Origin of the sequence: Microbacterium sp. 70-16 (genome assembly GCF_001898315.1) — a bacterium.
Lineage (GTDB): Bacteria > Actinomycetota > Actinomycetes > Actinomycetales > Microbacteriaceae > Microbacterium.
The window spans coordinates 20,569-46,277 of the sequence record NZ_MKTQ01000017.1 but is presented as its reverse complement, the minus strand read 5'-3'; the positions used below and the strand labels follow the sequence as shown (position 1 = coordinate 46,277).

26 protein-coding genes, 5 pseudogenes and 1 riboswitch are annotated in these 25,709 nt (G+C 64.4%); of the genes and pseudogenes, 18 read left to right on the top strand and 13 right to left on the bottom strand.

From position 1 onward, the window contains the following. Positions 1 to 95: 95 nt before the first annotated feature. From BGO46_RS08810 to BGO46_RS08775, 8 genes are all read right to left on the bottom strand, one after another. Positions 96 to 725, bottom strand: a complete 630-nt coding sequence (locus tag BGO46_RS08810) for a phosphatase PAP2 family protein (protein ID WP_292678103.1) — start codon at positions 723 to 725, stop codon at positions 96 to 98. A gap of 408 nt (positions 726 to 1,133) precedes the next feature. Further along, positions 1,134 to 1,676 carry a PepSY domain-containing protein gene (locus tag BGO46_RS08805; RefSeq protein ID WP_275279370.1) on the bottom strand — a complete coding sequence of 181 codons (543 nt, stop codon included), beginning with the start codon at positions 1,674 to 1,676 and terminating at the stop codon, positions 1,134 to 1,136. A gap of 159 nt (positions 1,677 to 1,835) precedes the next feature. Further along, complete coding sequence (locus BGO46_RS08800) at positions 1,836 to 2,789, bottom strand: HAMP domain-containing sensor histidine kinase (RefSeq protein ID WP_036294215.1); 954 nt, start codon at positions 2,787 to 2,789, stop codon at positions 1,836 to 1,838. Next, entirely contained in the window at positions 2,786 to 3,466 is a 681-nt protein-coding gene (locus BGO46_RS08795; protein WP_036294218.1) for a response regulator transcription factor, read from the bottom strand. Before BGO46_RS08795 ends, BGO46_RS08800 begins: the two co-directional genes overlap by 4 nt. A 33-nt stretch (positions 3,467 to 3,499) precedes the next feature. Beyond that, a complete protein-coding gene (locus BGO46_RS08790) occupies positions 3,500 to 4,075 on the bottom strand; it encodes a hypothetical protein (RefSeq protein ID WP_141880423.1) in 576 nt (191 codons plus the stop codon). Continuing rightward, a complete protein-coding gene (locus tag BGO46_RS08785) occupies positions 4,072 to 5,043 on the bottom strand; it encodes an ABC transporter permease subunit (RefSeq protein WP_141880422.1) in 972 nt (323 codons plus the stop codon). The genes BGO46_RS08790 and BGO46_RS08785 overlap by 4 nt, the downstream gene beginning before the upstream one ends. Further along, complete coding sequence (locus tag BGO46_RS08780; RefSeq protein WP_036296859.1) at positions 5,036 to 5,935, bottom strand: ABC transporter permease; 900 nt, start codon at positions 5,933 to 5,935, stop codon at positions 5,036 to 5,038. Before BGO46_RS08780 ends, BGO46_RS08785 begins: the two co-directional genes overlap by 8 nt. After that, a complete protein-coding gene (locus BGO46_RS08775; protein WP_292678104.1) occupies positions 5,932 to 6,600 on the bottom strand; it encodes an ABC transporter ATP-binding protein in 669 nt (222 codons plus the stop codon). The genes BGO46_RS08780 and BGO46_RS08775 overlap by 4 nt, the downstream gene beginning before the upstream one ends. Positions 6,601 to 7,133: 533 nt before the next feature. Here BGO46_RS08775 and BGO46_RS08770 point away from each other — a divergent pair. Continuing rightward, a complete protein-coding gene (locus BGO46_RS08770; protein WP_185740470.1) occupies positions 7,134 to 7,295 on the top strand; it encodes a hypothetical protein in 162 nt (53 codons plus the stop codon). A 44-nt stretch (positions 7,296 to 7,339) separates the two neighbouring features. On the opposite strand, the gene BGO46_RS08765 is transcribed toward BGO46_RS08770, so the two are convergent. Beyond that, positions 7,340 to 7,492: a hypothetical protein gene (locus BGO46_RS08765; protein ID WP_158497520.1), complete on the bottom strand. Its 153-nt coding sequence runs from the start codon at positions 7,490 to 7,492 to the stop codon at positions 7,340 to 7,342. Continuing rightward, a pseudogene (locus tag BGO46_RS08760) lies at positions 7,489 to 8,931 on the bottom strand (heavy metal translocating P-type ATPase); the annotation flags it as partial. The gene BGO46_RS08765 and the pseudogene BGO46_RS08760, both read right to left, overlap by 4 nt. Positions 8,932 to 8,972: 41 nt before the next feature. Between BGO46_RS08760 and BGO46_RS08755 the strand changes: the two are divergent. The 4 genes and pseudogenes from BGO46_RS08755 to BGO46_RS08740 form a co-directional block, all read left to right on the top strand. Then, positions 8,973 to 9,254, top strand: a pseudogene (locus tag BGO46_RS08755) (transposase); the annotation flags it as partial. Positions 9,255 to 9,428: 174 nt separating this feature from the next. Beyond that, the gene (locus BGO46_RS08750; RefSeq protein WP_298045743.1) at positions 9,429 to 10,571 is read left to right on the top strand and encodes an IS110 family transposase; all 1,143 of its coding nucleotides are present in this window, start codon (positions 9,429 to 9,431) and stop codon (positions 10,569 to 10,571) included. Positions 10,572 to 10,609: 38 nt separating this feature from the next. Next, a complete protein-coding gene (locus BGO46_RS08745; RefSeq protein ID WP_292678111.1) occupies positions 10,610 to 11,542 on the top strand; it encodes an IS3 family transposase in 933 nt (310 codons plus the stop codon). Between the two features lie 15 nt (positions 11,543 to 11,557). After that, positions 11,558 to 11,848, top strand: a pseudogene (locus BGO46_RS08740) (ATP-binding protein); the annotation flags it as partial. A gap of 116 nt (positions 11,849 to 11,964) precedes the next feature. Here BGO46_RS08740 and BGO46_RS08735 read toward each other — a convergent pair. Beyond that, positions 11,965 to 12,951: an aldo/keto reductase gene (locus BGO46_RS08735; protein ID WP_292678106.1), complete on the bottom strand. Its 987-nt coding sequence runs from the start codon at positions 12,949 to 12,951 to the stop codon at positions 11,965 to 11,967. A 24-nt stretch (positions 12,952 to 12,975) separates the two neighbouring features. After that, positions 12,976 to 13,734, bottom strand: a complete 759-nt coding sequence (locus BGO46_RS08730) for an SDR family oxidoreductase (RefSeq protein WP_292678107.1) — start codon at positions 13,732 to 13,734, stop codon at positions 12,976 to 12,978. Between the two features lie 352 nt (positions 13,735 to 14,086). On the opposite strand from BGO46_RS08730, the gene BGO46_RS08725 reads away from it, so the two are divergent. The 3 genes from BGO46_RS08725 to BGO46_RS08715 all read left to right on the top strand — a co-directional run bounded on the left by BGO46_RS08725 (position 14,087) and on the right by BGO46_RS08715 (position 17,008). Next, a complete protein-coding gene (locus BGO46_RS08725; protein ID WP_292897878.1) occupies positions 14,087 to 15,232 on the top strand; it encodes a tyrosine-type recombinase/integrase in 1,146 nt (381 codons plus the stop codon). Then, positions 15,222 to 15,569: a helix-turn-helix transcriptional regulator gene (locus tag BGO46_RS08720; protein WP_292897876.1), complete on the top strand. Its 348-nt coding sequence runs from the start codon at positions 15,222 to 15,224 to the stop codon at positions 15,567 to 15,569. The genes BGO46_RS08725 and BGO46_RS08720 overlap by 11 nt, the downstream gene beginning before the upstream one ends. A gap of 146 nt (positions 15,570 to 15,715) precedes the next feature. Continuing rightward, positions 15,716 to 17,008 (top strand): hypothetical protein, encoded by a 1,293-nt coding sequence (locus BGO46_RS08715; RefSeq protein ID WP_292897874.1) that lies wholly within the window; start codon positions 15,716 to 15,718, stop codon positions 17,006 to 17,008. 86 nt (positions 17,009 to 17,094) lie between these two features. Here BGO46_RS08715 and BGO46_RS08710 read toward each other — a convergent pair. Further along, positions 17,095 to 17,265, bottom strand: a pseudogene (locus BGO46_RS08710) (metal-sensitive transcriptional regulator); the annotation flags it as partial. A 34-nt stretch (positions 17,266 to 17,299) separates the two neighbouring features. Further along, a riboswitch (Fluoride riboswitch) is annotated at positions 17,300 to 17,372 on the top strand. 12 nt (positions 17,373 to 17,384) lie between these two features. Between BGO46_RS08710 and BGO46_RS08705 the strand changes: the two are divergent. From BGO46_RS08705 to crcB, 10 genes and pseudogenes are all read left to right on the top strand, one after another. Beyond that, positions 17,385 to 18,974 (top strand): hypothetical protein, encoded by a 1,590-nt coding sequence (locus BGO46_RS08705; protein ID WP_292897872.1) that lies wholly within the window; start codon positions 17,385 to 17,387, stop codon positions 18,972 to 18,974. After that, entirely contained in the window at positions 18,971 to 20,473 is a 1,503-nt protein-coding gene (locus BGO46_RS08700) for a hypothetical protein (protein WP_292897870.1), read from the top strand. The genes BGO46_RS08705 and BGO46_RS08700 overlap by 4 nt, the downstream gene beginning before the upstream one ends. A gap of 56 nt (positions 20,474 to 20,529) precedes the next feature. Then, positions 20,530 to 21,189, top strand: coding sequence for a Chromate resistance protein ChrB (locus BGO46_RS14635; RefSeq protein WP_366246810.1), 660 nt, complete (start codon positions 20,530 to 20,532; stop codon positions 21,187 to 21,189). A 290-nt stretch (positions 21,190 to 21,479) separates the two neighbouring features. After that, a pseudogene (locus BGO46_RS14630) lies at positions 21,480 to 21,578 on the top strand (DUF1232 domain-containing protein); the annotation flags it as partial. A gap of 376 nt (positions 21,579 to 21,954) precedes the next feature. Beyond that, complete coding sequence (locus BGO46_RS08685; RefSeq protein WP_292897866.1) at positions 21,955 to 22,284, top strand: hypothetical protein; 330 nt, start codon at positions 21,955 to 21,957, stop codon at positions 22,282 to 22,284. Positions 22,285 to 22,298: 14 nt separating this feature from the next. Continuing rightward, a complete protein-coding gene (locus BGO46_RS08680; protein ID WP_292897864.1) occupies positions 22,299 to 22,808 on the top strand; it encodes a universal stress protein in 510 nt (169 codons plus the stop codon). 2 nt (positions 22,809 to 22,810) lie between these two features. Continuing rightward, positions 22,811 to 23,539 carry a 2,3-bisphosphoglycerate-dependent phosphoglycerate mutase gene (locus tag BGO46_RS08675; protein WP_292897862.1) on the top strand — a complete coding sequence of 243 codons (729 nt, stop codon included), beginning with the start codon at positions 22,811 to 22,813 and terminating at the stop codon, positions 23,537 to 23,539. Between the two features lies 1 nt (position 23,540). Next, positions 23,541 to 24,827, top strand: coding sequence for a phosphopyruvate hydratase (gene eno / locus BGO46_RS08670; RefSeq protein ID WP_292897860.1), 1,287 nt, complete (start codon positions 23,541 to 23,543; stop codon positions 24,825 to 24,827). Beyond that, positions 24,824 to 25,327 (top strand): CrcB family protein, encoded by a 504-nt coding sequence (locus tag BGO46_RS08665; RefSeq protein WP_292897858.1) that lies wholly within the window; start codon positions 24,824 to 24,826, stop codon positions 25,325 to 25,327. Before eno ends, BGO46_RS08665 begins: the two co-directional genes overlap by 4 nt. Further along, positions 25,324 to 25,701 (top strand): fluoride efflux transporter CrcB, encoded by a 378-nt coding sequence (gene crcB, locus BGO46_RS08660; RefSeq protein ID WP_292897856.1) that lies wholly within the window; start codon positions 25,324 to 25,326, stop codon positions 25,699 to 25,701. The genes BGO46_RS08665 and crcB overlap by 4 nt, the downstream gene beginning before the upstream one ends. Positions 25,702 to 25,709: the final 8 nt, after the last annotated feature.

Here is a 25,709-nt window from a genome sequence, read left to right as displayed (position 1 = left end):
AGGGAGGGGCTTGGACGAGACCCGTCGGGATCTTGTTGCTCGTGCAGGACGCGAGCGGTGAGGTAGAGCTGGTGTGCGGTGATGACCAGAGCGAGTCAGGCAGCGCCGAGCATCCAGGCACCGAGGACGTCGGTTGCCCAGTGGTGTCCGAGGTAGATCCGATCGATGCCTGTGGTGAAGGCGAAGAGTGCGGCGGTGGCGATCGTGACGGTCTTGGCCCGGAAGGTCGTCTGACGCAGGATGAGCAGGTAGGCGATCACCCCTATGACTGTCACCGCGTTCAATGTGTGCCCGCTCGGGAAGGATGCCGAGTGTTCATACGGGGGCACCGCATCGGCGAGAGGAGGCCGGTCGCGTCCGAACAGTTGTTTTCCTACGACCGTCATGAGGAGCGACCCGCCGCCGCTGGCGACGATCAGGATCACTGGCGTCCAGGATCGGCGATGGATCGAGAGAATCGCCATCGCAGCGATGGCGATGATGGGCATGCCAACGGGACCGGCGATATGGGTGTATCCGGTGAGGATCACGTCGAGAAATGGCGATCGGAGGGAAAGAACGAAGTCGAGCAGGGGGCGGTCGAGACCGGCTACCCCATCTGCGTCGGTGATGTTGTCGTACACCTGGGCGGCAGCGACGCTAAGCACGAGAACGAGAATCAGCCCAAACGCCAGGATTAGGATCAATGCACCGTTCGGTCCGAGTCGTTCGCTGACCGTGCGCACACCATGGGCGAGGCGACGCCACACTGAGTTACTCCGCCGTGGAGAGATCCGGCTATCGTGTGCGATCTCACCGGGATCTCCGTGATCAGGCTTTTCGGCTCGAATCATGCCGGGCTCCAATCGATAAGGGCCTTAATCCTGTGATACGTTCTCACGATCGGCCAAGAGCCTGCGGCGAGGCTCCCGCAGACCAACCTCCGACCTCCGGCCGACAACCTTCCCGGATCGGCAATCGTATACCGGGTACGGCGGCTCTCTGGCAACACTGTCCTGCCGCTCCATCACATGACGACTTCACGGAGGTGCCGCGCGATCGCAGACCAGATGCAGCCGGGCGGCGTCAACGACTCGAGGGTCTGCGCCGGCGCAAATGCCGGGCGCAGACCCTCACGGTCGCAGGCGACGCAATCAGTCCGAGGTCTCCGAGTCTGCGGTGTCTTGTGCGAGAACTGTTCCGTCGCCGGCATCGATCTTGACATCGATGACGGTGCCGTCGGCGGTGGTGACCTCGATGCCGTAGACGACGAACCCGTTCTCGTTCTCGAGCTGTGCGGCGGCGGCCGTCCCGGAGACCGCCTTCAGTGCGACCGCAGTGGCCTCCTCTGGCGTGACTTTCGCGAGGCTTTCCAGGGCGGTCGACTGTGCAGCTTCGGCAGCGGAGTCATCCGCCCCTTCTGCGCCTTCCGTCCCTTCCGCAGCTTCTGCGCCTTCGGCGCCCTTGGCGCCGTCGGCTTCCTCGGTGTCGGCTGTGCCGTCGTTTGGAGCGGGGATGGTTCCGACGTAGCCGGGGTCCTGCTCGCTGTTGGTGGTATTTGCCGGGGCGCTTGCCGCGCCGGTAGTGGCGACGGCCACTCCGGTGCCGCCCAGGGCGAGTGCGGTGACGAGTGCGCCGGTGGCGATCGCCCGCTTGGCTGTTGTCTTCATGCTGTTCTCCTTCGCGGTGTCGTTCACCGCCGCAGTGGCGGTTGCGGACTGCCTTTCGTTGAAGATCGAGTGAGTTCTCGACTGTGAATACAGGCTAAGAAGAAGGCGATGAGATGAACGTGAGAGCGCCAGAATTGCCTCCGGACCGTCGCCCGTTGGCTCTGTCGGTGGACCATCCGTTCGCGGTCAGCGCGTGGCGGTCGGTATTTTGAAGGTGACCGTGCTCCCGCGCCCGGGCCAGGATTCGAGAGCGATGGAGCCGTCATGGGCCTGCATGATCTGCTTTGTCAACGCCAACCCCAATCCGTGCCCCGGGGTGGTTCGTGATGTTTCGGCACGCCAGAACCGGTCGAAAGCATGGACGAGTTCTGCGGGAGTCATTCCGATACCGTCGTCGTCAATCCGGATCACGGCTGCACCCCCGTCGCCGCGGGTGGTACTGAGGGTGACAGCGCCGCCCGGGCCGCTGAACTTCACTGCGTTGTCGAGGACGTTCCCGATCGCGCGCGAGAGGAGTTCGGCTGATCCACGCACCGGTAGCGGGGGCCCAGTGTCGACGGCGATGTGAACATCGTCGCGGCGGCCCGCAGCAGCGACGACCAGCTCCGGAAGGATCTCATTCAGATCGATCAGGGTGAAGCTGTCGGAGAGTTCCGCCTTGCTCGTGCGGGACAGTTTCAGCAGGTCCTCGGTAAGCCGGATGAGCCCACCCGTGGCCGTAAGTGCGACAGTGATCGCTTCCTGATACTCGGCGGGTGAACGGGAGCGACTCAGAGCCAGTTCGAGTTCCCCCTGGATGACGCTGAGCGGGGTGCGCATCTCGTGGGAAGCACCATCGACGAACTGCTGTTGTCGTTCGAAGCTGACCCGGATCGGTTTCAGCGCCGAACGTGCCATCAGCCAGCTGAACAGCGGGATGACGACGAGGAGGCAGGCATAGAACACGATCAGCGCAGTGCGCAGCAACGCGAATCCTTGCTCCGCGGCATTAACTGCGCCTTCGCCATCGCTCTCGGCGGCGTCGAAATCGAACGTTCCGGTGACGAACGTGTACACGCCGATCGCGAAGATCGCGAAGATCGCCAGCTGGATGACCGTGTACGCGACGGTGAGGCGGATCGTCGCACGGCGGAAGATCATTCGTCTGCCGCGATCAGATAACCGGCGCCCCGGCGAGTCTGGATGATGTCGGATTCACCGGGCGTGGACAGCTTTTGGCGAAGGTAGCGGATGTACGTTTGCACGACGTTGCTGAACCCCTCGTAGTTGCTGTCCCAGGCATGGTCGATCAGTTCGGTGGAACTGATGATCGTACCTGCGTTGCGCATCAGGTACTCCAGGACCGCATACTCCTTGGGGGTGAGGTCGATGGTACGCCCATCGCGGATCGCCGTCTGTGTGGAGGGAATCAGGGTGACGCCCTGGGCGGTGAGCACCGGCGGCTGTGCGCGCGGCGCGCGGCGCAGCAGCGCCCGGGTACGGGCCAACAACTCGACCAGGTGGAACGGTTTGACGATGTAATCATCGGCGCCCGCGTCCAGCCCCGCGACCTTGGAGCGCATCGAGTCCAGCGCGGTCAGCATCAGCACCGGCGTGTCGTGGTTGATCTCGCGGATGCGCCGACAGACGCCCATGCCGCCGTCCGGCAGTCCGGGGAGCATCAGATCCAGGACGACCAGGTCGTACGTGTCGATCTCGAATGCTTCGATCCCGCCCGGAGCGGTTCCGGCGATGGTGACGGCATACCCGGTCTCAGCGAGGGCGCGGCGGATGACGTCGCCGAGCGCGACGTCATCCTCGACGACGAGAATCCTCACCGGGCACCCGCCTGCCGCAGGCCGGGGCGTCGGTCAGTCGGGCTGTTCACCGGTACCGGCCCCTTTCGATGCGTTCGCGGTAGCGACCTGAACGCCGTCGGCGCTGGCCTGGATGACGAAATCGACCTGGTTGGTGGACGTGCGGTACAGGCTGAAGGTGTTCTCGGGGAAGTGCCCGGGCTCGGTGCCGTTGTCGAAGTACACGGTCGTCTCGTCCTGGGCAGGAATTGTCACGTCATCAAGTGCCATGTAGTACCCCTCAGACTGTTGGGTGGTGACATCGGTCATCTGATAGTAGATCTCGACGTTGGTCAAGGGTGTGCTGGTGCTGTTGGTCAACGTGATCTGCAGCCGGTCATCCATCGCCTTCCCGGTGGCCGGGTCGACGAGGTCCTCCACGGCCGCCGAGGCGATACTCAGACCTGGTGCCGTGCTGGTGTTGCTGATCGGGTTGGACGCGACCGGCAGCACGGAGTTGGAGCCCGGTGTCGCGCTGGCAGAGGCACCGGGGGTCGCCAGGGCGGTGCCGGTGGCAGCTTGGCAGCCGGTGAGGACGCCGGCGGTCAGGACCATTGCGGCGACGAAAGGGATCAGGTTTTTGGTGTTCATGATTGTTTCCTTTGCAGAGCGCGCCGGGTGGTGACGGCGCTGGCGATAGTGATGGAGGCGACGGTCGCGGCGGTGAGCGTGAGGATGTAGGGCAGCATCGCCATCCACACCACGGGCAGTGGTTGTTGGTTGTACTGGCCCTTGATCCCCAGAAACGCGAACGCGATCCGTTCGAAGTGCTTGGTAACCGAGGACACTTCCAGTCCGTTGCGGATGCTGTCGAAGCGTGCGAACTGGGCGAGCACGGCCAGCTCATCCGGTTTCTGAATCTGCAACGCGGCGAACAGCCCGCCCGGGACCTGATTGTCCGGGTCCATCGTGTCGCCGATCTGGGGTATGAGCAGCACGAAGGTCAGCCAGACCAGCAGGCTGATGATCAGTCCGGCGCTGAGCTGCCTAGTGAGCACAGTGACAGCGATCGCGATGGCCGACCAGAACACCAGGTACAACCAGGCGAAGCCGCAACTGACTGCGAGCCGGGCCAGGTCGGTTCCGGTCAGGGTTCCCCCGCCGATGGTGGTGACCGCGATGGCGGAGACGATCGCCAGGCCCAGCACGACCAGTCCCCATATCGTCGCAAGGGCTGCGATCTTGCCGCCGGCCAGCGCGAAGCGCTGCACGGGGCGGCTGAGCAGCAGCGGCAACGTCCCGCGATGCTTCTCTTTCGCAATGGTGGCGTAACCCAACACGATCGCGAACAGCGCCCCGAGGATCTCGAGGTACTCCATCCCACCTCGCAGTAGTTGCAGGGGGAACAGCTGCGGGGCGGCGGGCGTCACACCGGAGCCGCTGGCAGTGACGTCTGCGACGTACAGGGTGTAGGCGTCCAGCTGCGCCCGGAAGTCGGCGGCGCCCACCGCGACCGAGATCACGGTGACGACGGCGAGGAAGCCGATCAGGATGAGGAAAAGGCGGTCGCGGCGCAGTTCCAGGATCTCTTTGCGGGCCACCGTGGCGATGTCAGTCATGAAGGGCACTCCGGATCTTTCGTCGAGGGATCACGGTGATCGCGATCAGGCCCGCGAGCAGGAATATCGCCAGGACGAGGACACCGGCCCCGGCGCTGCCGACCACCAGGTCGTTCTGGAGCAGCACGCTCGCGGTCGTCTTGAACTGTTCAGTGATCGCGAGCGGGCCGGTCAACGCGGACAGGACCGAGAACGAGTCCCCCGCGACGGGAACAGCCGGCACGGGGTTCAGCAGTGCCACAGGCCGGGCGGCGGAGCCCAACTGGGGCAGCACGAATGTGATTCCGCTCCACACCACGAACGGCACAAGGAAGGCGGTGCTCTCGCGGCGGGCGAACAGGCCGGAGATCATCCCGATGATCGCGAAGACCATCAGCAGCAACCACGACGTGCCCGCGAAGCCCACCAGCCGGGCGGTGAGGTCCCCGCCGAGGGGGGTTCCGGTGATGATCGCGATCGAGACCCAGCTGATCAGGGTGCTCACCAGTGACACCGTGGCAAGGACCAGCCCGATCCCGGCCAGCTGCCCGAGCAGACGCGCCTGGATGGCGAGAGGGCGGGTGAGCACCAGGATGGAGGTGCCCTGCTTGCGGTCGCGGAGCGTGGCCTGCGCGCCGAGGACGATCGCCATGAGGCACCCGATCAAGACAACGTAGATCGCCGAGTTACGTGCGTAGTACAGCGGGGCCACGTCAGTGAACGGGTTGGGCGCGGCGGTCAGACCCGCCGCGAGGATGCCCTCATACACGGAGGTGACGGTACGCGTGGTGATCCATCCGATAATCGCAGACACGGACACCATGCCGACGAACACCATCAGTAGCAATAGTGCGATGCGTGCGCGGGTGATGCTGAGCACCTCATGCCGGGCGCTCGTCCAGAAGCCATTCACGGTGTCCCGGCCCGCTCCAGCTGGAAGAAGATCTCCTCCAACGACTGCTCTTCGGGATACGCCGCCAGAGTGCTCGCGACCGTGTCATGGTGCACCAGGCGTCCTTGATTGAGGATGCCGATGCTGGTGCACGTGCGGGTGACCTCTGAGAGCAGATGCGTGTTCATGAACACTGTCAGCCCGAGTTCCTTGTTCAGTCGCACGATCGTCTCGCGCAGGGTTCGGACGCCCTCCGGGTCCAGGCCAGACGTCGGCTCGTCCAGAAAGAGAACGGCCGGGGCGTGCAGGATCGCCTGTGCGATCCCTACCCGCTGACGCATACCCTTGCTGAACGTGCCCAGCCGTTGGCTGTCGTGCCCCGTGAAGTCCAGGAACCGCAGAACATCCGCGATCCGTGCATCCGGGCGGCGCAACCCCGACAGTCGACCGAAGAACTGCAGATTCTCCACCAGCGTCAGATTGTCGTAGAACTGCACGTTCTCCGGCAGATAGCCGATCAGACTGCGCACCGCCGCAGCATCCGCGATGATGCTCTTCCCTCCGACCACCGCGTCTCCCGACGTCGGCGGAAGCAGGGTGGTCAGCATGTTGACCGTCGTCGTCTTGCCCGCCCCGTTGTGGCCGAGCAGGCCGAAGATCTCGCCCGCCGGGATCTCGACACTCACATCGGTGACCGCGGGTGTGGCCCCGAACCTGCGGCTGAGCCGCGTCAGGACGATCGCTGAATCTCTCATGACAGTGACGTTAGAACCCCGATCATGAGACCAGGATGAGAGACGATCGGCGAGCAGATGTCAGCTGCTTCGTCCACGAGCCGTCTCCGACCGCGACGTGCCGATGGGTGCGATGTCCGCAGCATGGTGGTGCTCTGCATTCGTCGCGGCGGGGCGGCGGATGAGTAGCTGCCTCCTTGGATCGAATATGGGCTGATCTGATCATCGGCGTTGGCCTGCTCGACAGGGACCTCCATCGAAGAGAATGCCCGAGATCCGTCCGCATACAGACGGACCGTCACCCGTCCGGGCGGGGTATCGGATGCGGCGCGACCAAACGCCTCTGTCTCTCAACAGTTGCAGCCTCTTGTGCGTTCATTTCGGCCTTCTGGTGACGCCCGCCCACGAGGCCGAACGACATGACTACGAGCCTCAGCCCGCGACGGCCGACGGCGTACAGTGAACCGAAATTTGGAGGAGAGCCTATGGACCCCTTGTCATTGCTCGCCCTGACCGCCGTCACCATTGGGGTGTTGGCTTACGCCGTCTACGGTGCCGTCCGCAAGGGTGTGCGCGATGGTCTAAAGGACGATCGTGAGAGACTCCGTGCGGAAGAGCACGCCGATCAGAACGGCGAGATGAAGTAGTCCTCACGCCAGTCCTCACCGGTTGGCGAACAGAATGCGAGTTGTTAGGGTCTTGCGAAGAGGTCAGGGAGGACCTCACGAATAAGGGGGGCGAGGTAGCGGACGTTGTCGCTGCTGTAGCCGTTTTCACCGTGGTCGCAGGCCGTTGCGGGTTCAATGGCGTCGGCCATCACGTCCTCCGGGTTCGTCATGGTCATCGGTCGAGGATGGTCCGGGTCGTGGTCTCCGGCCTGAGGTCGAGGCGTCGCAGCAGCTGGGCGTTGAGGGCGACGACGATCGTGGACAGCGACATTAGGATCGCGCCGACCGACATCGGCAGGATGAACCCGATGGGTGCGAGGACGCCGGCGGCGAGGGGGACGGAGATGAGGTTGTAGGCCGCGGCCCACCAGAGGTTCTGCTTCATCTTCCGATACGCCGCACGGGACAGCTCGATCACGGAGAGCACAGAGCGGGGGTCGTCGCTGGCGAGGATGACCCCAGCCGAGGCGATCGCCACATCCGTGCCCGCTCCGATGGCGAGCCCGACGTCGGCCTGCGCGAGGGCGGGGGCGTCATTGACGCCGTCGCCGACCATCGCGACCTTCCGGCCCTCTTTCTGCAGCTCTTGGACCTTCGCGGCCTTGTCTTCGGGGCGCACGCCGGCGAAGACCCGGTCGATGCCGAGATCCTGCGCGACGGCATGTGCGACGGCCTCGGCGTCTCCGGTGATCATGACCACCTGCACGCCCAAGACGTGCAGCGCGTCGACCGCTTCGCGCGACTCCGAACGCACCTCGTCGGCGAGCTTCAGCGCACCGATGACGTCCCCATCCTGAACGACATGGAGGATGATCGCGCCATCGGCACGCCACTGGTCTACGACGGGAAGCTCATCTGCGTTCTCTTCGGTGAGGAGGTGCGGTCCACCCACCCGGACGGTGGTGCCGTCCACGGTTGCGGTGACGCCAACGGCGGGAGACGAGGTGAAGTCACGGCTTCCGGGCACCGTGAGCTTCTTGTCGGCAGCGGCACGGACAATGGCCTTCGCCAGAGGGTGCTCACTGTCTACCTCGGCGGCGGCAGCGAGGGCGAGCACCTGGTCTGCGTCACGACCGTCGGTGACTGACACTTCGGAGACGCGGGGCTCGCCCTTCGTGAGGGTCCCGGTCTTGTCGAACAGCACCGTGTCAACGGTGCGCATGCTCTCCAACGCCAGACGGTCCTTGACGAGCACCCCGCCGCGCGCGGCGCGCTCGGTCGCGATCGACACGACCAGAGGGATGGCAAGACCGAGCGCGTGGGGGCAGGCAATCACCAAGACGGTGATCGTGCGGATGACCGCGGCATCCGGGAAGCCCACCAATATCCACACGATCGCGGTGATGGCCGCAGATCCCAGCGCGAACCAGAACAGCCACCCCGCGGCGGTGTCGGCGAGACGCTGGGCGCGAGAGGACGAGCTCTGCGCTTCGGTCACCAGCCGCTGAATGCCCGCGAGGGTGGTGTCGTCACCGGTCGCGGTGATCTCGACACGCAACCCGGAATCGGTGGCGACAGTGCCCGCCGTGACCGTGTCGCCCGTGCCGCGAGTGACCGTACGGGATTCGCCCGTGACCATGGATTCATCCATCGACGCGCGACCATTGACTCGCCCCGGCGTGTCCGGAGACAGGATTCCTTGGAAGGATCTGTCTCATGGGACGTCCCAGTAAGTACCCGCGCGAGCTTCGTGAGCGCGCTGTCCGTATGGTCGCCGAGGTGCGATCCGACTATCCGAGCGAGTATCAGGCGATGAGCGCGGTGGCGCAGATGCTCGGTGTGGGATCGCCCGAGACGATCCGCACCTGGATTCGCCGCCAGCAAGTCGATGCCGGCGACCGGCCTGGCGTCACGACCGACGCAGCGGTGGAGATCAAGCGCCTCAAGCGTGAGAACGCCGAGCTTCGTCGTGCGAACGAGATCTTGAAGGCAGCATCAGCTTTCTTCGCGTCAATGTCACGATAGAGCGGTCGGCGGGGTTGGCTCTTTTCTTCGCTGCTCCATCTTGGATGGTGGCTATTCCGCGATGTGCCGCCCCGTCGACGCCGACGCTCGGTGACCGATGTGGCCTGATAGGGAGCCTGCGCGACTGCCGTCGTGCTCGATTGAGGCGTGCCCATCGGCCGCCGAGCGTCGGGTCGTCATTGGTGGAACGACAAAGGAGTCGGCATGATCACGGTTGGTATCGACGCTCACAAGGACAGTTACACGCTCGTCGCGATCGACGAGGTCGGCAAGCGAATCGCCGCGCTTACGGTCCCTGCTCGGAAGGCGGGTCACATCCGAATCCTCGAGTGGCTCGACGAGTTCGGCATGGTGAAGGTCGCGGTCGAGGACTGCCGTCACCTCACCCGCGCTCTGGAGGCGAGCCTGTTGCTCGCCGGCCATCAGGTGCTGCGGGTGCATACCCGGTTGATGGCCGGTATGCGGAGGTCATCCCGAGAACCAGGAAAGTCCGATCCGATCGACGCGGAGGCCGTCGCGCGCGTCGCGTTGCGCGAAGACAATCTCCCGACCGCTCACCTCGCCGGACCGGATCGCGACCTGAAGCTCTTCTCCGATCACCGCAAGAGACTCGTCGAGCATCGCACCGGATTGCAGGCAAAACTGCGCTGGTTCCTGCACGAACTCGTGCCAGACCTCGAGGTCCCATCACGAGGAATTCGACGGGCGACCGTCTTCGACCAGATCACCGACGCGATCGCCGGAATCGACGGTGCGGTCGCCGAGATCGCTCGCGACCTGCTCGCCGACATCATCACTCTCACCCAGCGGATCGCGGCTATTGAACGACAGCTCACCGCAATCGTGAGAGCCGAGTACCCGACACTCCTCGCCGTCCCAGGCATGGGCGTACTTGGGGCAGCTGCGATCGTCGGCGAGACCGCCGGCGTCAGCCGTTTCAGGAGCAGGGACGCGTTCGCGCGGTTCAACGGCACGGCGCCCATCCCGGTCTGGTCGGGCAACAACGTGAAGGTGCGGCTCTCGCGCGGCGGCAATCGACGCATCAACACGTCCCTCCATATGGCTGCGGTGACCCAGCAACGCCTCGGTGGCGAGGGTGCTGTCTACTTCGCGAAGCAGGTCGGTGCCGGCAAGACTCGAGTCGAGGCCCTCCGACTGCTGCGGCGCCGGATCTCGGACCGCGTGTTCACCGCTCTCCGTCAGGACGAAGCAGCCCGAGCCACGAGCGACCACCGCACTCGGATCACCCTGAACACGACTCTGAAGAGCATTCTCGCCACCGCGGCTTGACATAGGAGCATCGCCGAACTCGACCGGCCACACAAGAGATAGTCGTCTTCATCGACGAGCACAGGGAGCGCGCCGACGGCGGGCTGCGATGGGGTGTCGAGTCGATCTGCACGGTGCTGACCCAGCATGGCGTGAAGATCGCCCCATCGACGTACTACGACGCCAGAGGGCGCGGCCAGTCGCCTCGGGCGGTGTCGGATGAGCGGTGGAAGCCGATCATCCTGGCCACGTGGCAGGAGCAACGCAAGGTCCTCGGCGCGCGCAAGCTGTGGCTTCGGTTGCGCCGCAACGGGCACGACATCGCCCGCTGCACGGTCGAACGTCTCATGCGGGAGTTGGGGATCGCTGGCGTGGTTCGCGGCAGACGCAAGCGTCCGGTCGATACGGAGCCGAGGCAGACCAGACCTGCCGACCTCGTTGACCGCCACTTCGCACGGCTGCGCACGAACCAGCTGTGGGTCGCGGACTTCACGTACGTGTGGACGTGGTCCGGATGGGTGTACGTCGCGTTCGTGTTCGACGCGCACTCCCGACGCATCCTGGGATGGCGGGCCGCGACGAGCATGACGACGCCGCTGGTGCTGGACTGTCTCGACATGGCGCTATGGGCGCGCCGACGTGAAGGCGTCACCGCGTTCACCGGACTGACGCACCACACGGATGCGGGCAGCGTCTACACGTCGATCGCGTTCACCGACCGGCTCATCGACGAAGGCATCGACCCGTCCGTCGGGTCCGTCGGCGACGCGTACGACAACTCCCTCGCGGAGTCGCAGATCGGCCTGTACAAGTCCGAGCTGATCCACCACGAAGGGCCCTGGCGCGACGTCGACCAAGTCGAGGCCGCCACTGCCTCCTGGGTGCTGTGGTTCAACACCGAACGCACCCACGGCTCCATCGACGACCTCACGCCCCTCGAGGTCGAACAACTCGACTACGCTCGCAACGAACCGGTCGAACAAGCCGGCTGACACCAGCAAAACACTCTCCAGACACGCCGGGGCGAGTCATTCTCCCACCACTACCGAGCTCTCGGACGCGACGAACTACTCTTCGTCCTCCAAAGACACTGGAAACACCTCGGCCGAAACCTTGACCCAGACGACTTCACCGACGCTCAAGCCATCGCAGCGATCGAACGCATCACCCGGGGCAACTTCCGGCTGCTGGAACGCCTCTTCCCACAGATCAACCGCGTCCTCAAAATCAACGACCTCGAAACAATCACAGACGACGTCATAGAAGCCGCCGCAAGCATCCTCGTCATCGGCAACTAACGACACAGAACGATCACAAACACCCGCCACTCACTGGTCAACTCCACACCCCATGCGCCTTGCTCTGGGCGCGGAAGCCCGTCAAAAACGATCGTTATCGGCAGGCCTATAACATCTCAGCGATCGATCCACTTCTGCATGCTCTCGGGGTACCGCGCGAGCGAGGTGTCAACGAGGCTCGACGCGGTCGTCAGCTGCGCGAGTTCGTCATCGTTGAGGGCGACGGAGGATGCGCCGACGTTCTCCTCCAGGCGGTGAACCTTTGTCGTGCCGGGGATCGGCACGATCGAGGTGTTCTGTGCGAGGAGCCACGCGAGGGCGATCTGGGCAGATGTCGCGTTCTTTCGCGTTGCAATCTCGGCGAGCAGGTCGACGAGCTGTTGGCCCGCGTCGCGGCCTTCGGCGCTGTAACGCGGCAGACTGGCGCGGACATCACCCTCACCGAACGATGTCGAGTTGTCGAGGGTGCCGGTGAGGAGACCTTTGCCCAGGGGGCTGAAGGGGACCAGTCCGATGCCGAGTTCGAGCAGGGTGGGGAGGATCACGTCTTCGGGTTCCCTCCACCACAGTGAGTACTCGCTCTGCAGAGCCGTGACGGGCTGGACGGCGTGGGCGCGGCGGATCGTGTCGGCACCGGCTTCGGACAATCCGAAGTGTGCGACTTTGCCGACGTCGATCAGCTCTTTCACTGTCCCGGCGACGTCTTCGATCGGCACGGCCGGATCGACACGGTGCTGGTACAGCAGGTCGATCTTCTCGACGCCGAGACGCTGGAGCGATGCATCCACGGTCTGCCGCATGTAGTCCGGGGTGCTGTTGAGCCCGGTTTCGCTGGTTCCGTCGAAGTCGAAGCCGAACTTGGTGGCGATCACGACATCGGCCCGGACGGGGGCGAGTGCTTTGCCGACGAGTTCTTCGTTGGTGAAAGGGCCGTAGACCTGGACGGTGTCGAAGAAGGTCACTCCGAGGTCGACAGCGCGCCGGATCACGTCGATGCCGTGCGCATCGTCGAGGTTGTGGCCATAGCCGTGGCTGAGGCCCATGCATCCGAAGCCGATGGCCGATACTTCCAAGCCGTTGCGGCCGAGAGTGCGGGTGTTCATGTGCATCTCCTCTTCAATCGGTGATCAGGCGTCGCCGCGGACGGTGTTGAGGTCGTCGACGACGCGCTGGGGTTCTTCGGACGCCGGCAGGTTGTCGGTGTCCTTGGCGCCGTCGAGGGACCCGGTTGCGTCGGGTTCCAGGGCGCCGAATACCGGTCCGAGGTCGGCCTGTTCGGGGCCGCGTTCGGCGACCAGTTCCAGGGTTCGGCGGTCGGCCTGAGGGTTGGTGAGGCTGTCGAGCAGTACGCGGGCGATCTGCCTGCGGGCGATCACGCCGTCTGCGGGGGTGCCGGTGAGGTGGGTGTCGCCCTGACGCATGGTGATTTTCAGCTGATCGGGTGCGTTGTAGTCGAACCAGCCGGGGCGAACGATCGTGTACGTGTTGCCGCTGGCGCGCACGAGGCGTTCGCCGCGTCGCTTCCATTCGGATGTCTCGTAGTGTGCGGTGACTCCGATCGTTGTCATCAGCGCGATCCGGACGGGTCGGCCATTCAGAGCGCGAAGCACATTGCGCACAGCCCCGTAGTTGACGGCCTCCGGCTCGTTGCTACTGCCGTGTGTGAAGACAACGGCGTCGATACCGTCAACGGCCTCTGCAAGCGTGCTGGCGTCCGTGAGGTCACCGATGACTGTCTCGGCTCCGGAAGCGATCCCGCGGGCCTTGCTGTTGTTGCGGACGAGCGCTCGGGTGTGATGTCCGGCCTCGACGGCTTGTTCGACGACGTGCTGCCCGATGCTTCCTGTTGCTCCGACGATGAGGACGGTGAGGGCGTGGTCGGTCATGGTGGTTCTCTCCGGTGGGTTGTTCAGAGTCCGATGCGTCGAAGCCAGGCTTGGACGTCGGGTTGGGCTTGTGCGGCTGTCTCGCCTTGCACGGCGAAGCGAGAAGTATCGGCATCAGATGCATCCTTGTTCACCAATTTCCGCATTGATCGGGTATTTCTGAACAGAGGTTGCGGCCCTGAGATTTCTTGTTCGGTGAGCCTCAGAGGCCCGGTGGACCTCGATGAGCTCGCCTTTCTGGCGTCATCAAGGCGAGAGGCTGGCTCCCTGCGCCCGCGACCGGCTTGGGGCTCTCGCGGAAGGGCGTCAAGCGCATCCCGACAGCGCCTGGTCGAGTCGGATAGTTGCAACAATGATGCATCTGCTGCAACATGGAGGAGTGAGCTCTGGTCCAAATGATGTTGGTCGGTCTTCGCTGCGGTTGACGGGAAACGTTGTCGCGCTCGATGAGGCGAAGTACGTCTTTGAGTCGATGCTGGATGGATGGTCGGATCAGCAGGCGAGTCGTGGGTTGTTGGCGCGAACCATCGATCGACGCCGCCGGTTCATCGAACACTTCACCGAGTACTGCGCGACATACCCATGGCAGTGGCAGCCTCAGGACCTCGAGGACTACTCAACCCGTGGGCGGTCTGGAGCGAAGCTGTTATCGAGGTCGACTCTTCGGGGCTATCAGACGGATGTCCGTCTCTTCTGCGAGTTCCTCACCGACCAGCGGTATGGCTGGCAGACGGAATGCCTGACCCGTTTTGGGTCTGCGCCGCAGCAGATCTGCCACGACTGGAACACAATCACCCACCTGCTGGAGTACGAAGGATCGCCGGGGCGGCGCGCTCTCACATTCGACGAGCTGGAACAATTCTTCGACGCTGCAGACGCTCGGGTCGAGACCATCGTTCACACCAAGAGGAAAGGGGCACTTGCTGCGCTCCGAAATGCCCAGATGTTCAAGACCATCTATGCCTTTGGGCTTCGGCGCTCAGAGTGCGTCGGACTCGACATCGCTGACCTGCGATCGAACCCGGTAGCTACGCAGTTCGGCAGTTTCGGCGCTGTATACGTCCGGCACGGGAAAGGCACGCGAGGTACCGGGCCCAAGCGACGTACCGTCCTGACAGTTCCCGAGTTTGACTGGATTGTTGACGGCCTCACTCATTGGGTGGACCAGGGGTGGCCCCGAATGACTGGCGATTGGGAGACGGGTATCCTCTGGCCGACGGAGCGCCGGACGAGGGTCAGCCCTCGCTATCTGAACGATCGATTCGCCGAGCTGCGCGACGAGGTTGGGCTTCCGGAGGAGTTGACTCTGCATTCGCTGCGGCACACGTACGTGACGAACCTCATTGAGTGGGGCTACAGCGAGAAGTTCGTTCAGGACCAGGTGGGGCACGCATTCGCCTCGACCACCGCGATCTACACATCCGTCGGCGACGATTACAAGAACCGAGTGCTCGCTGACGCACTGAAGAGGAACACGAAGAACCGCAATGACAACTGAGTCCAAGGGGCACATCGACTGGCACCTGCGCGCCGTGATGGCGGAAGTTGGGATGTTCCAGACGACCGAGCTGCTCACGCCTTTGCGTGAACAGGGTGTCGATCTGTCCCGCGAGCAGGTGTATCGGCTGGTCACCCGCACTCCGGAGAGGTTGAATGTCGAAGTGCTGGCGGCGCTGTGCCGCATCTTTGGATGCCAGCCGAACGATCTGATCACGGTGACGGCGCAATCGGCGGTGGCGAGAAGGACTGGTACTGCACGCGGGCGTGACTCCGCGATTGGGGATCTGCGACCTGTGCGGGCACGGCTTCATCGTCCTGTCGATCCCGATCGATGACAGCAGCAGCAACCACACGGACCTGCGACCGTTGCGGGCGCTCAGCCGCGGGACTGTACTCTCTGCTCGGCGGGAGGATCTGCAACGTCTGTTACAGCGACCTCCGACGAAACCCTGCCGAATGCCCGCTGTGCGGGAACGTCCGGGTGCTCGCCTTCATCGCCGAGGAGGGTGCGATCACGTGCGCGACCTGCGCCGGCCACCCGCCGAGGTTCGCGTGCCGCACGTGCGGCAGCGAGGAGTTCCTGACCGGGACCCACTGCGGACGGTGCCGCTTGCAGGTGCGGATCGATGACCTCATCGGTGCCGATGAGTCGGCATCTGTGGAGTTGACTCGACTTCGTGCGCACCTCGCGGATGCTCCGATGGACCCCCGCTCGGTGGTCAGCTGGCTGCGCCGTCCACACGTCGCATCGACGCTGAAGGGCATGGCTACCGGCGCACTCGATGTTGACCACTCGGCTCTTGATCTACTAACCCAGGGGGCTGCGACTCGCTACTTCCGACGACTGCTCATCGAAGCCGGCGTGCTCCCGCAGATTCACGTGCTGCAGCACGAACTCACATTGCACGTCGCCGCGTTGGCGGGCACCCTCGAGCCCACGTCTGGGAACAAGCTCCGTCGCTTCTACCGGTGGGACATCCTGCCCAAACTGCATCGACGCTACCGAGATCGCGAACGAGATCTATCCATGGAGGCCTTCATCGGCCAGCGCGGCCATCTCGCCGCTGTCGTGCGGTTCTTGGCCTGGATAGATGCCAGAGGCACGCTCCTCGGAGACCTCGACCAGCGCACACTTGACCATTACACCGCCCGCATCAAGACCCGGGAACCGGTGGATCACTTCGTCCGGTGGGCGACGAAATCCCGGCTCGCTGGCGACCTGGCCACTCATGACCGTGCTGCGCGAAACACGATGTCGACGATGACCGAAGAGGAACTGTGGCGCGCCACTGATCTTCTCCTCGCGGACGAGAGCGTAGAGCTGGAAGTGCGCGTCGCCGGGCTGTTCGTGCTCCTCTACGCCCAATTACTCGGTCGCGCCGTCAGCCTGACGCGCGATCAGATCAACGTCACACCAGAACAGGTGACCGTTCAGTTCGGTGTCACTCCCGTCGTGCTCGATGACAGGGTCGGCGATCTCGTTCGTCGGCAACTCTCGGCGGAACCCCGAAGAGGGTATGCCGCAGGGACATCAGGCTGGCTGTTCGAGGGGTTATCTCCGGGCACGCACATGACGGCTGCCTACATCCGGCTTCGCCTCGCTGAGCTTGGGATCCGCTCACGGGTGTCGCGTGAGACCCGGATGAACCTCCTGTCGATGCGAATGCCCTCCGCCGTCATCGCTGACGTCATCGGCATCGGCGGCCACACGGCCGACCGACGCAAGAGGAATACCGGCGGCACCTGGTCGAACTATCCAGAGCTACGGAGCTGAAACTCGCCACGGTGGTGATCAATCTGGCGGGGGCGCGCAGCCCAGCGGTTGAGGTAGCGATGGGCAACAGCCCACTGGAGGGGGCGTCAACGCACGAGTCGCGCGATGGCTTGTGATGCTTCGCGGATCTTGCCTTCGATGTCTCCGTCGTTTCGTACGGCGTCGGTGACGCAGTGCCGGAGGTGGTCTTCGAGGAGTCCGACAGCGACGCTTTGTAGGGCGCTGGTGAGGGCGGAGATCTGGGTGAGGATGTCGATGTCCCCTTGTCGGCGGTGACGTGAGGTGGGAGTGTTGTGTGACGGTGATGGGGCTCGCCGGAGCATGATGCTCGAACCGCCTATTGGCTGATAGCACCTGTGATGCAAGGGAGTCACAGGTGCGCGCTGAAACTGTTGCGGGGTTCGAGAGCATCTTGTCGCGTGGGGATGGCGGCGGGGTGCAGCAATCTGATGGGACGTTGCATGATCTCGCGTTGGATCAGGTCTTCGCACGGCTGGGCGATGATGCGCCGCGTGCTGTGTCAGCGTTCGGCGTGCTGTTGAAGTCCGCGGCGGATGTGGAGTATCGGCAGGCGGTGTTCCGCGGGTTGGAAGATGCTCGGGTGCGTCAGGTCGTCGAGGTCTTCCTCGAGGAGGCGCAGACCTGTATGCGGCGTGATGAGGCGTCCGCGAAGGCGCATTCCCGGTTCGAGCCAGAGCTGTGGCATCTGCGAGCCGTCGTCGGGTACATCGGTGCGGTGGAGGCCTTCGCGGAGGGTCTGGCGAAGGCGCTGCCTGCGTCAGGAGTTGTTTCCCAGGGGTGGGAACGGCTCGTTCGTCATGTGGGTGAGTATCGTGCGTCGCCGCTGTTCGGGGGCTTGGAGAAGGAGGCTCTTGCGATCGAGGACGAGTTCGCCCAGTTGCGGTACAACGCGTTGATCCGCGGGGCGAAGGTCACTGTTGCGCAGACTGATGGTGAGGCGGATCTGGGTGCGGTTGTCACTCATGTGTTCGAACGGTTCCGGCAGGGCGAGGTCACTGATCATCGGTCCACGTTCCGTGAGCCGGGACTGGATCATGTGCAGGGGTGGATTTTGGAGCGGGGCGCGCAGGTGCATCCCGGGCCGTTTGCTCGACTGATGCGCTTCGCGGGGAACACTCGGGGATATCACGATCAGACGCTGATGCGTTTCGTCGACGAAGTCCGGTTTTATCTCGCGTATTTGGATCACCTAATTCCGATGCGGCAGGCCGGGTTGTCGGTCTGCTATCCGATCGTGTCCGAGGAGAGTAAAGAATTCACGGTGACCGAAGCGTGGGATCTGGTGTTGGCGCCGAGGCTCGTGAAGGAGCAGCATCCGGTGGTGGTGACGAACGATCTCACGTTGACCGGGACCGAGCGGATTGTGGTCATCTCGGGTCCGAATCAGGGCGGGAAGACGACGATGGCACGGGTGTTCGGGCAGGTGCATTTTCTCGCGGCGCTCGGGTGTCCGGTCCCGGGTGCGCAGGCGCAGGTGTTCTTGTGCGACCAGGTGTTGACGGTGTTCGAACGTGAAGAGCAGCTGGACACGCTCGAGGGGCGTCTGGGGGCGGAGATCGCAAGGCTGCATGAGGTGTTCGCGGAGGCCACTGCACGGACGGTCATTGTGATCAATGAGGCGTTCGCGTCGACGGCGCTGCAGGATGCCCGCATCTTGACGAGGGATGTGTTGGAGCGGATCAGTGAGCTGGACGCAGTGGCGGTGTGTGTGACGTTCATTGATGAGCTGTCCCGGTTGAACGAGAAGACGGTGAGCATGGTCAGCACCGTCGATCCGAGCGACCCGGCGGTGCGGACCTTCCGGGTGGAACGACGTGTTGCTGATGGTCTTGCCTATGCGCGTGCGTTGGCGGCGAAACACGAGCTCACGTCCGAACAGATCCTCACCCGGCTTGAGACTGCGTCTGCCGTCGCGCTGCCTGCTGCCCGGGAGGTGCGCGGATGAAGGTGCATCTGATGAGCGCGGACCACGATTTCGACCCCCGCTGGGACGAACCGGAGTTCGCGGACGACATCGTCCAGGATCTGCAACTGGACTATCTGTGGGATGCGATGGCAGCAGGCGACGGTTTCCTACGCTCGGTCGCACGGGCTGCGATCCTGGCGCCGGTGGAGGATCCGGAGACCATCCTGTACCGGCAGCAGGCGCTGGAGGACTGCCTGCGCAACCCGGGACACGCCCAGCAGTTGTACCAGATTGCTGTCGACGCGTTGGAGCTGCGGCGGGGGATCTTCGGGCTGCCGTTGCATAACCACCCGGGGATGGAGCTGTCATATGGGGTGAGGTTGCTCACGGAACTGGCCGGGCAGCTGGATCGGCTGCGTGCGTTCCGCAGCGTGCTCAATGACTCTTTCGCGTCGCCGGCATTCCGAGGCCTGTCTGACACCATCGCCCGCGAACTCGACGACGACTACATGATCGAGCTGCGTCGCACCCTGCATGAGTTGGCTTTTCCCGACGGGATGCTGATGAGTGCGGGAATCGGGCCTGGCGGGCAGGTGGCCGGGCAGATCTTGCGGCGGGCGAAGCGCGAGAACCGGCGGTGGTTCGACCGGACCCCGTTGAAGAAGCCACTGTTCTCCTTCACGCTTCCGGATCGGGACGAGGCGGGTGCGAACGCCCTGTCGGAGTTGGAAGATCGCAGCGTGAACGAGGTCGCCAACGCGGCCTCACAAGCGGCCGAGCATGTCCAGGCGTTCTTCACGAGTCTGCGCAACGAGGTCGGGTTCTATTTGGCGGTGGGCAACCTTGTCACCGCACTGGGGCAGATCGGTGCGCCACTGTGCACACCGGACCCGCTCACCTCCGACACGGCGACTGCCGACGGCGTCTACGACCCATGTTTGGCGTGGCGCACCAGGAGCATCCCGGTCGTCAACGACGTGCACTTGGGACAGCGCGGGCTTCTGGTGATCACCGGCGCGAACCAGGGCGGGAAGTCGACGCTGCTGCGCGCGCTGGGCACTGCGCAGCTGATGATGCAAGCGGGCCTACCCGTACCTGCGGACCGATTCGACGCACGACCCGTCCGAAGGCTGTTCACACATTGGGCGCGGGAAGAGGACACCGAGCTCGTGCACGGGAAGCTCGATGAGGAGTTGGAGCGCATGCAACAGCTCATCGCCCTCATCCGCCCCGGGGATCTGCTGCTGTGCAATGAGTCGTTCGCCTCCACGAACGAGGCCGAGGGGTCCCAGATCCTGTTGGAGGTGACGCGCGCACTCGTCGACTCCGGGGTGCAGGTGCGCAGCGTCACGCACCTATATGACTTCGCCCGCGCCATGCAGGACGATCCGGACCTTGACGCCGTATTCCTGCGGGCGCCACGCGCGGAGAACGGCAAGCGGAGCTTCCGACTCGAGCCTGGGGAGCCCCTTCCGACCAGTTTCGGCCTGGACCTATACGACCAGACCTTCGGAACCCAGTACGCCGATATTGAGTAGTCGCCTCGATCCCCGGCGTTGATGACAACGGCTGCGCATTCTGCCGCGTCTGGGGAATGGCCTCGGCATCTCGACCTAGCAATGTAACGCGTGCTACATTTGCGCGCGTGATGAACGATACGCGATGGGTTCTTTTGATGGTCCAACTGCCGACGGAGCCGTCGCGTCACCGTGTCGCGGTGTGGCGAGAATTGCGGAAAGCGGGGGCAGTCCCCGTGTCGGCGGGAACATGGGCAATGCCGGCCGGACCCGCATTTCAACCGGCGCTGGATCGTGCAGCCGAGCTGTGCCGGAAGGGTGGTGGCATGCTCGCTGTGATCGACGCCTCGCCTCGTGACGACGCATCGGGCGCGATGATCGAGGATGCTTTCCGTGCTGCCCGACTCGATGAGTGGGTCGAGTTCGAGGCCGACTGCGGGAAGTTCGAGAAGGAGATCGCGAAGGAGATCGCGAAGGCCAAGTTCACCTTCGGGGAACTCGAAGAGGAAGAACAGAGCCTGGATCGTCTGCGCCGCTGGTATCGGGATCTCATGAAACGCGACGTCCTGCGGCTGCCCGAGGCTCACGCCGCCGAACAACGATTGGACGGCTGCGAGGCGGTCCTCGAGGGGTATGCCGAGTTGGTCTATGACGTCATGCGGGGAGCAACCCCGTCTGCGGACACCCCACCGGCCGCAGCGGCCGACAGCCCAGAACAGGTTCCTGATGCAAGGTAGCGACCAGGCGTGCCTTGACACGGGTGCCGACGTCGTCCGAAAAATGATCTGGATCGTTCGGCCAGGGGTGGCATAGTCATGTCCGCGTGGTGGGAAATCCTTCTCAGCGTCCTGCTCGGCGTCGTCGCGCTCTGGCTGGTGCTCGTGTTCGTGCTGTGGGTGGAGCAGAGAAAACATCCCGGGCGCGCCTTATTCCGGGATCTGCTGCGCCTCGCGCCCGACGTGGTCCGGTTGCTGAAACGCCTCGCCAGCGACAGGACGGTGTCGGTGGGGGTGCGGGGGGGCTCGGCGTCCTTTTGGTGTACTTACTGTCTCCGATCGACCTCATCCCGGACTTCATCCCGGTCCTCGGCTACGCCGACGACGCCCTCGTCGTCGCGATCGCCTTGCGCTTCGCGACTCGTCGTGCCGGCAGTGCCGCCATCGAACGACACTGGCCAGGAACACCCGCCGGCTTGCGCGCTGTTCTCCGCCTCGCTGGGCTGCCCTGTTCCTCATAGGCCTTGGCGTTCGCCGCACGAATCCCGCCCAAAACTGCTGCTTCTGGGCGCAGGGGTAGGTGTGAGATGATCGGTGGGATGCTTCGGCGTCACGGCGGTGGGGCTCGCCGTAACCAACTTCGGATTTCCGACAACAGTCCCTACCTGTATGGCGCGAACGCGCCCCAAAGGTAGGAGACCCGTGCATTTACTCACCGCGGTCACGGATCCGGGCCCGCTCCTGGTTGCTGCCGGGTTCCAACTGGCCGGTCTCATCCTCGGTGCGGTGCTGCGCGAGCTGGTGCATCTCTGGGCCGGCCCCGACCCGCGTCGGGCACGACTGTGGGTCAGTGAGCTACTCATCATCGGTGTGTTCGCTGCGATCCTCGGGGTCCTGTTCGCCACGTCAGCGGACGTGAACCTGATCGGCCCACCTTTCGGCGCCGCGTTGACCACGTATTCCGTGATCGCTGGCGTGCACGCCTACATCGCCGCACGCGATCTGACGATCCCGGCGCCATGGAAATGGGCCGGTGCGCACATCGTCGCCTGTGTTCTGGTTGGCACGGGCGCGTTCACGGTTGCGCTGCTGATCACCGGTATCGGTCCACGCTGAGAAGGAGCACCATCATGGAGCACAACAGCACATCCATCATCGTCGGCGTCATCCCCGGCCAGCCCGCGGCGGTCGTTGCCACGGCAGCCGTGTTCGCGGAACGCTTCGATGCCGATCTGGTCTGCGTCAGCGTCGACGCCTCGCGCTACACCGTCGTGCGGGAACCGGACGGGCGAGTTCTTGCGATGCCGATCGACTCCGACCTTGCCGACGATGTCGTTGAAGAGTTCGACCCGGACCTTCACCGCACCATCGCCGAGGTTCTTGACCACCATCCGGTCCGATGGTCGGTGCGGGCATTGGCGGGCGGACCCGCCCAAGAGTTGGCCGGTCTTGCAGAGGAGGTCGATGCGGCGATGATCGTCGTCGGCACCAGAGACCCGGGGATCCGCGGGTCTCTGCACGAGTTCTTCAATGGTTCCGTCGCCGTCCAGCTCGCACACCGCCAACACCGCCCCATCGTTGTCGTTCCCCTCAACCCGGTGGGCGCCGAGGGTGATCTTCCCTGGCAGGACGAGGACTGAACATGTCGGGCACGTTAATCCTGGTCAGGCATGGAGAAAGTCAGGCGAACGCGACCGGGCTGTTCACCGGCCTGCTTGACGTACCCCTGACTCTCCTCGGCGGGGAGGAGGCGCGATCGGCCGCGACGCTCCTGGAGGACGCGGATCTGCACCCGCCGGTCTGGTTCTGTTCCCCCCTGCGCCGGGCAGCCGAGACGGTTGAGATCATGCGGGTCGTGCTTCACGGTGGGCCGGAGTATGTGGAAGTCGATTGGCGGCTCGCGGAACGCAACTACGGCGCCCTCACGGGGCAGAGCAAGGTGGATGTGCTCGCCGAATATGGTGAGGAGCAGTTCCTCGCCTGGCGGCGCTCCGTCCACACCGCACCGCCGCCGATGTCGCAGGCCCAGTTCGTCGCGCTCGGTGATGTTCCGGGGTGGTTGGGGCGGACAGAGTCTCTGGCGGCGGTCATCGCCCGTGTCGGGAACGTATGGCGCGAACGCATCGAACCAGCATTGACGGGCGGGACTGATGTGATGGTGGTCGCGCATGGCAACTCTCTGCGGGCGTTGTGCACGATCGTGGACCACCTCGACGCGGAAGAAGTCGAAGACCTCAATATCCCGACCGGGCACCCGCTGGTGTACCGGATGGGAGACGATGGCCGCCCGCTGCTGCGTGGTGGCGTCTATCTTGATCCGGCTGCGGCGACCGTCGCGGCAGCCACCATTGCCCGACAGGGAGGAACCTGACATGTCTGACACCACCGCACGCGTTCCCGTCCAATTCGCACAGCTCACGGGACGGTCCATCCTCGACTCCCGCGGCTACCCGACCGTGGAGGTGCGTGCCATGCTCGAGGACGGCACCCGGATGATCGCTGCCGCACCCGCAGGCGCGTCCACCGGCGAGCATGAGGCGGTCGAACGGCGCGATCACGGCCGCGCCTACGACGGTCGTGGCGTACACGGTGCAGTAGCTGCCGTCGACGGGGAGATCGCCGACCTGATCACGGGCCGCAGCTGGGATCGTCTCGTGGACATTGACAGTGCCCTCGCGGGCCTGGACGGTACGGGAAGCTATGCGCGGTTGGGGGCGAACGCGGTTGTCGCGGTCTCCATTGTCGCCGCGCGGGCGTTCGCGCACACGGCAGGCGCCCAGCTGCACCAATGGATCGCGGAGCAGACGAATTCTGCCCAGCGGTTGCCGGTCCCGCATTTCAACGTCCTCAATGGTGGTGTGCATGCCGCGAACGCCCTGGATTTCCAGGAGTTCATGATCGCCCCGGTCGGCGCCGCCACCGAGGAACATGCGGTACAGACCGGTGCGGAGATCTACCATGCCCTTGCTGGTCTGATCCGGGAACGGTTCGGCAGTGCGGGGCTCGGCGATGAAGGCGGTTTCGCCCCACAGATCGAAGACCCCCGGATGGCGCTGGATCTCCTCGTCGACGCGATCACCACGGCCGGATACACCCCACGGGTCGACCAGGTGGCGATCGCTCTTGATCCTGCCGCGAACAGCTTCTATCTCGGCGATGGCCGCTACCGGGTGAACGGGCTCGAATTCGGCAGGGATCAGCTAGTGGATTACTACCTCGATCTGATCGGCAGCTACCCGATCCGCAGCCTGGAAGACGGTTTCGCCGAAGACGATCTGGACGGGTGGACGGCCATGGCGACGGCCGCGGACGGGCGGGTGCAGTTGGTCGGTGATGACCTCTACGTCACCGACCCCGCCCGCATCCGTGATGGTGCCGAGCACGGATACTCCAACGCTGTGCTGATCAAACCCAACCAGATCGGCACCGTCTCCCAGACCTTCGACGCCATCCGCACCGCACGTGATGCGGGAATGGTGTGCATGGTCTCGCATCGCTCCGGTGAGACGGCCGATACGTTCATCGCCGACCTCGTCGTCGGCAGCGGTGTCGGACAGATCAAATCCGGTGCCCCTGCCCGCGGGGAACGCGTCGCGAAGTACAACCGTCTCACCGAGATCGAAACCGACCACCCCGACCTTCCCTACGGACTCGCATGACAGACACCAGCCCGAACACTGACCGGCTTCCGATGGACCCGGATGTCGACGTTGATGAATCACCGACAGGTGAACCCCGCCCGGTACACCTGCGCGTCTCCTCCCTTGCTTTCGTGTTCGTGGGCGGGACCGTCGGTGTCGCCGCGCGTGAAGGCCTGACCCTCGCCGTTCCGGTGGTCGGCGGTTTCCCCTGGGTGATCTTCGCGATCAACCTGGCGGGTGCGTTCCTTCTCGGCTTCCTCCTCGACGCGCTCGTGCGCCGCGGCCCCGACCACGGCCGCCGCCGCACACTCCGACTTCTGCTGGGCACAGGGTTCATGGGCGGTTTCACCACCTACAGCGCCCTCGCCACCGACACGGCATCCCTTTTCAGCGCCGGTGCGGTCGGCACCGGGATCGGGTACAGCGTCGGCACGGTCATCCTCGGTGGCATCGCCACCTGGGCGGGCATTCTTGTCGCGACCCTCACTCACCGACCACACGCGGAGGCGACATCATGACTCCGCTGCTGTTTGTCGGCATCGCCGTCGCCGGAGGGCTCGGGTCTGCGTCTCGTCTGTTCTTGGATGGCATCATCCGCTCCCGAACCCGCGCCACGATGCCCTGGGGGACGATCGCCCTCAACCTGACCGGGTCGTTTCTGCTTGGCCTGATCACCGGATTCACCACAAGCCAGCTCCTCCCCGAAACTGTCCACCTGATTGTGGGGGCCGGGTTCCTCGGCGGATATACGACCTTCTCCACCGCAAGTTTTGAGACCATCCGCCTCCTCCAGGAGCGCAAATGGGTCATCGGCGGGCTCAACGGTCTCGGCGTGCTCGTGGCGGCGACTGCCGTCGCCGGACTCGGGTTGTGGATCGGGAGTCTGCCGTGATCAACGTA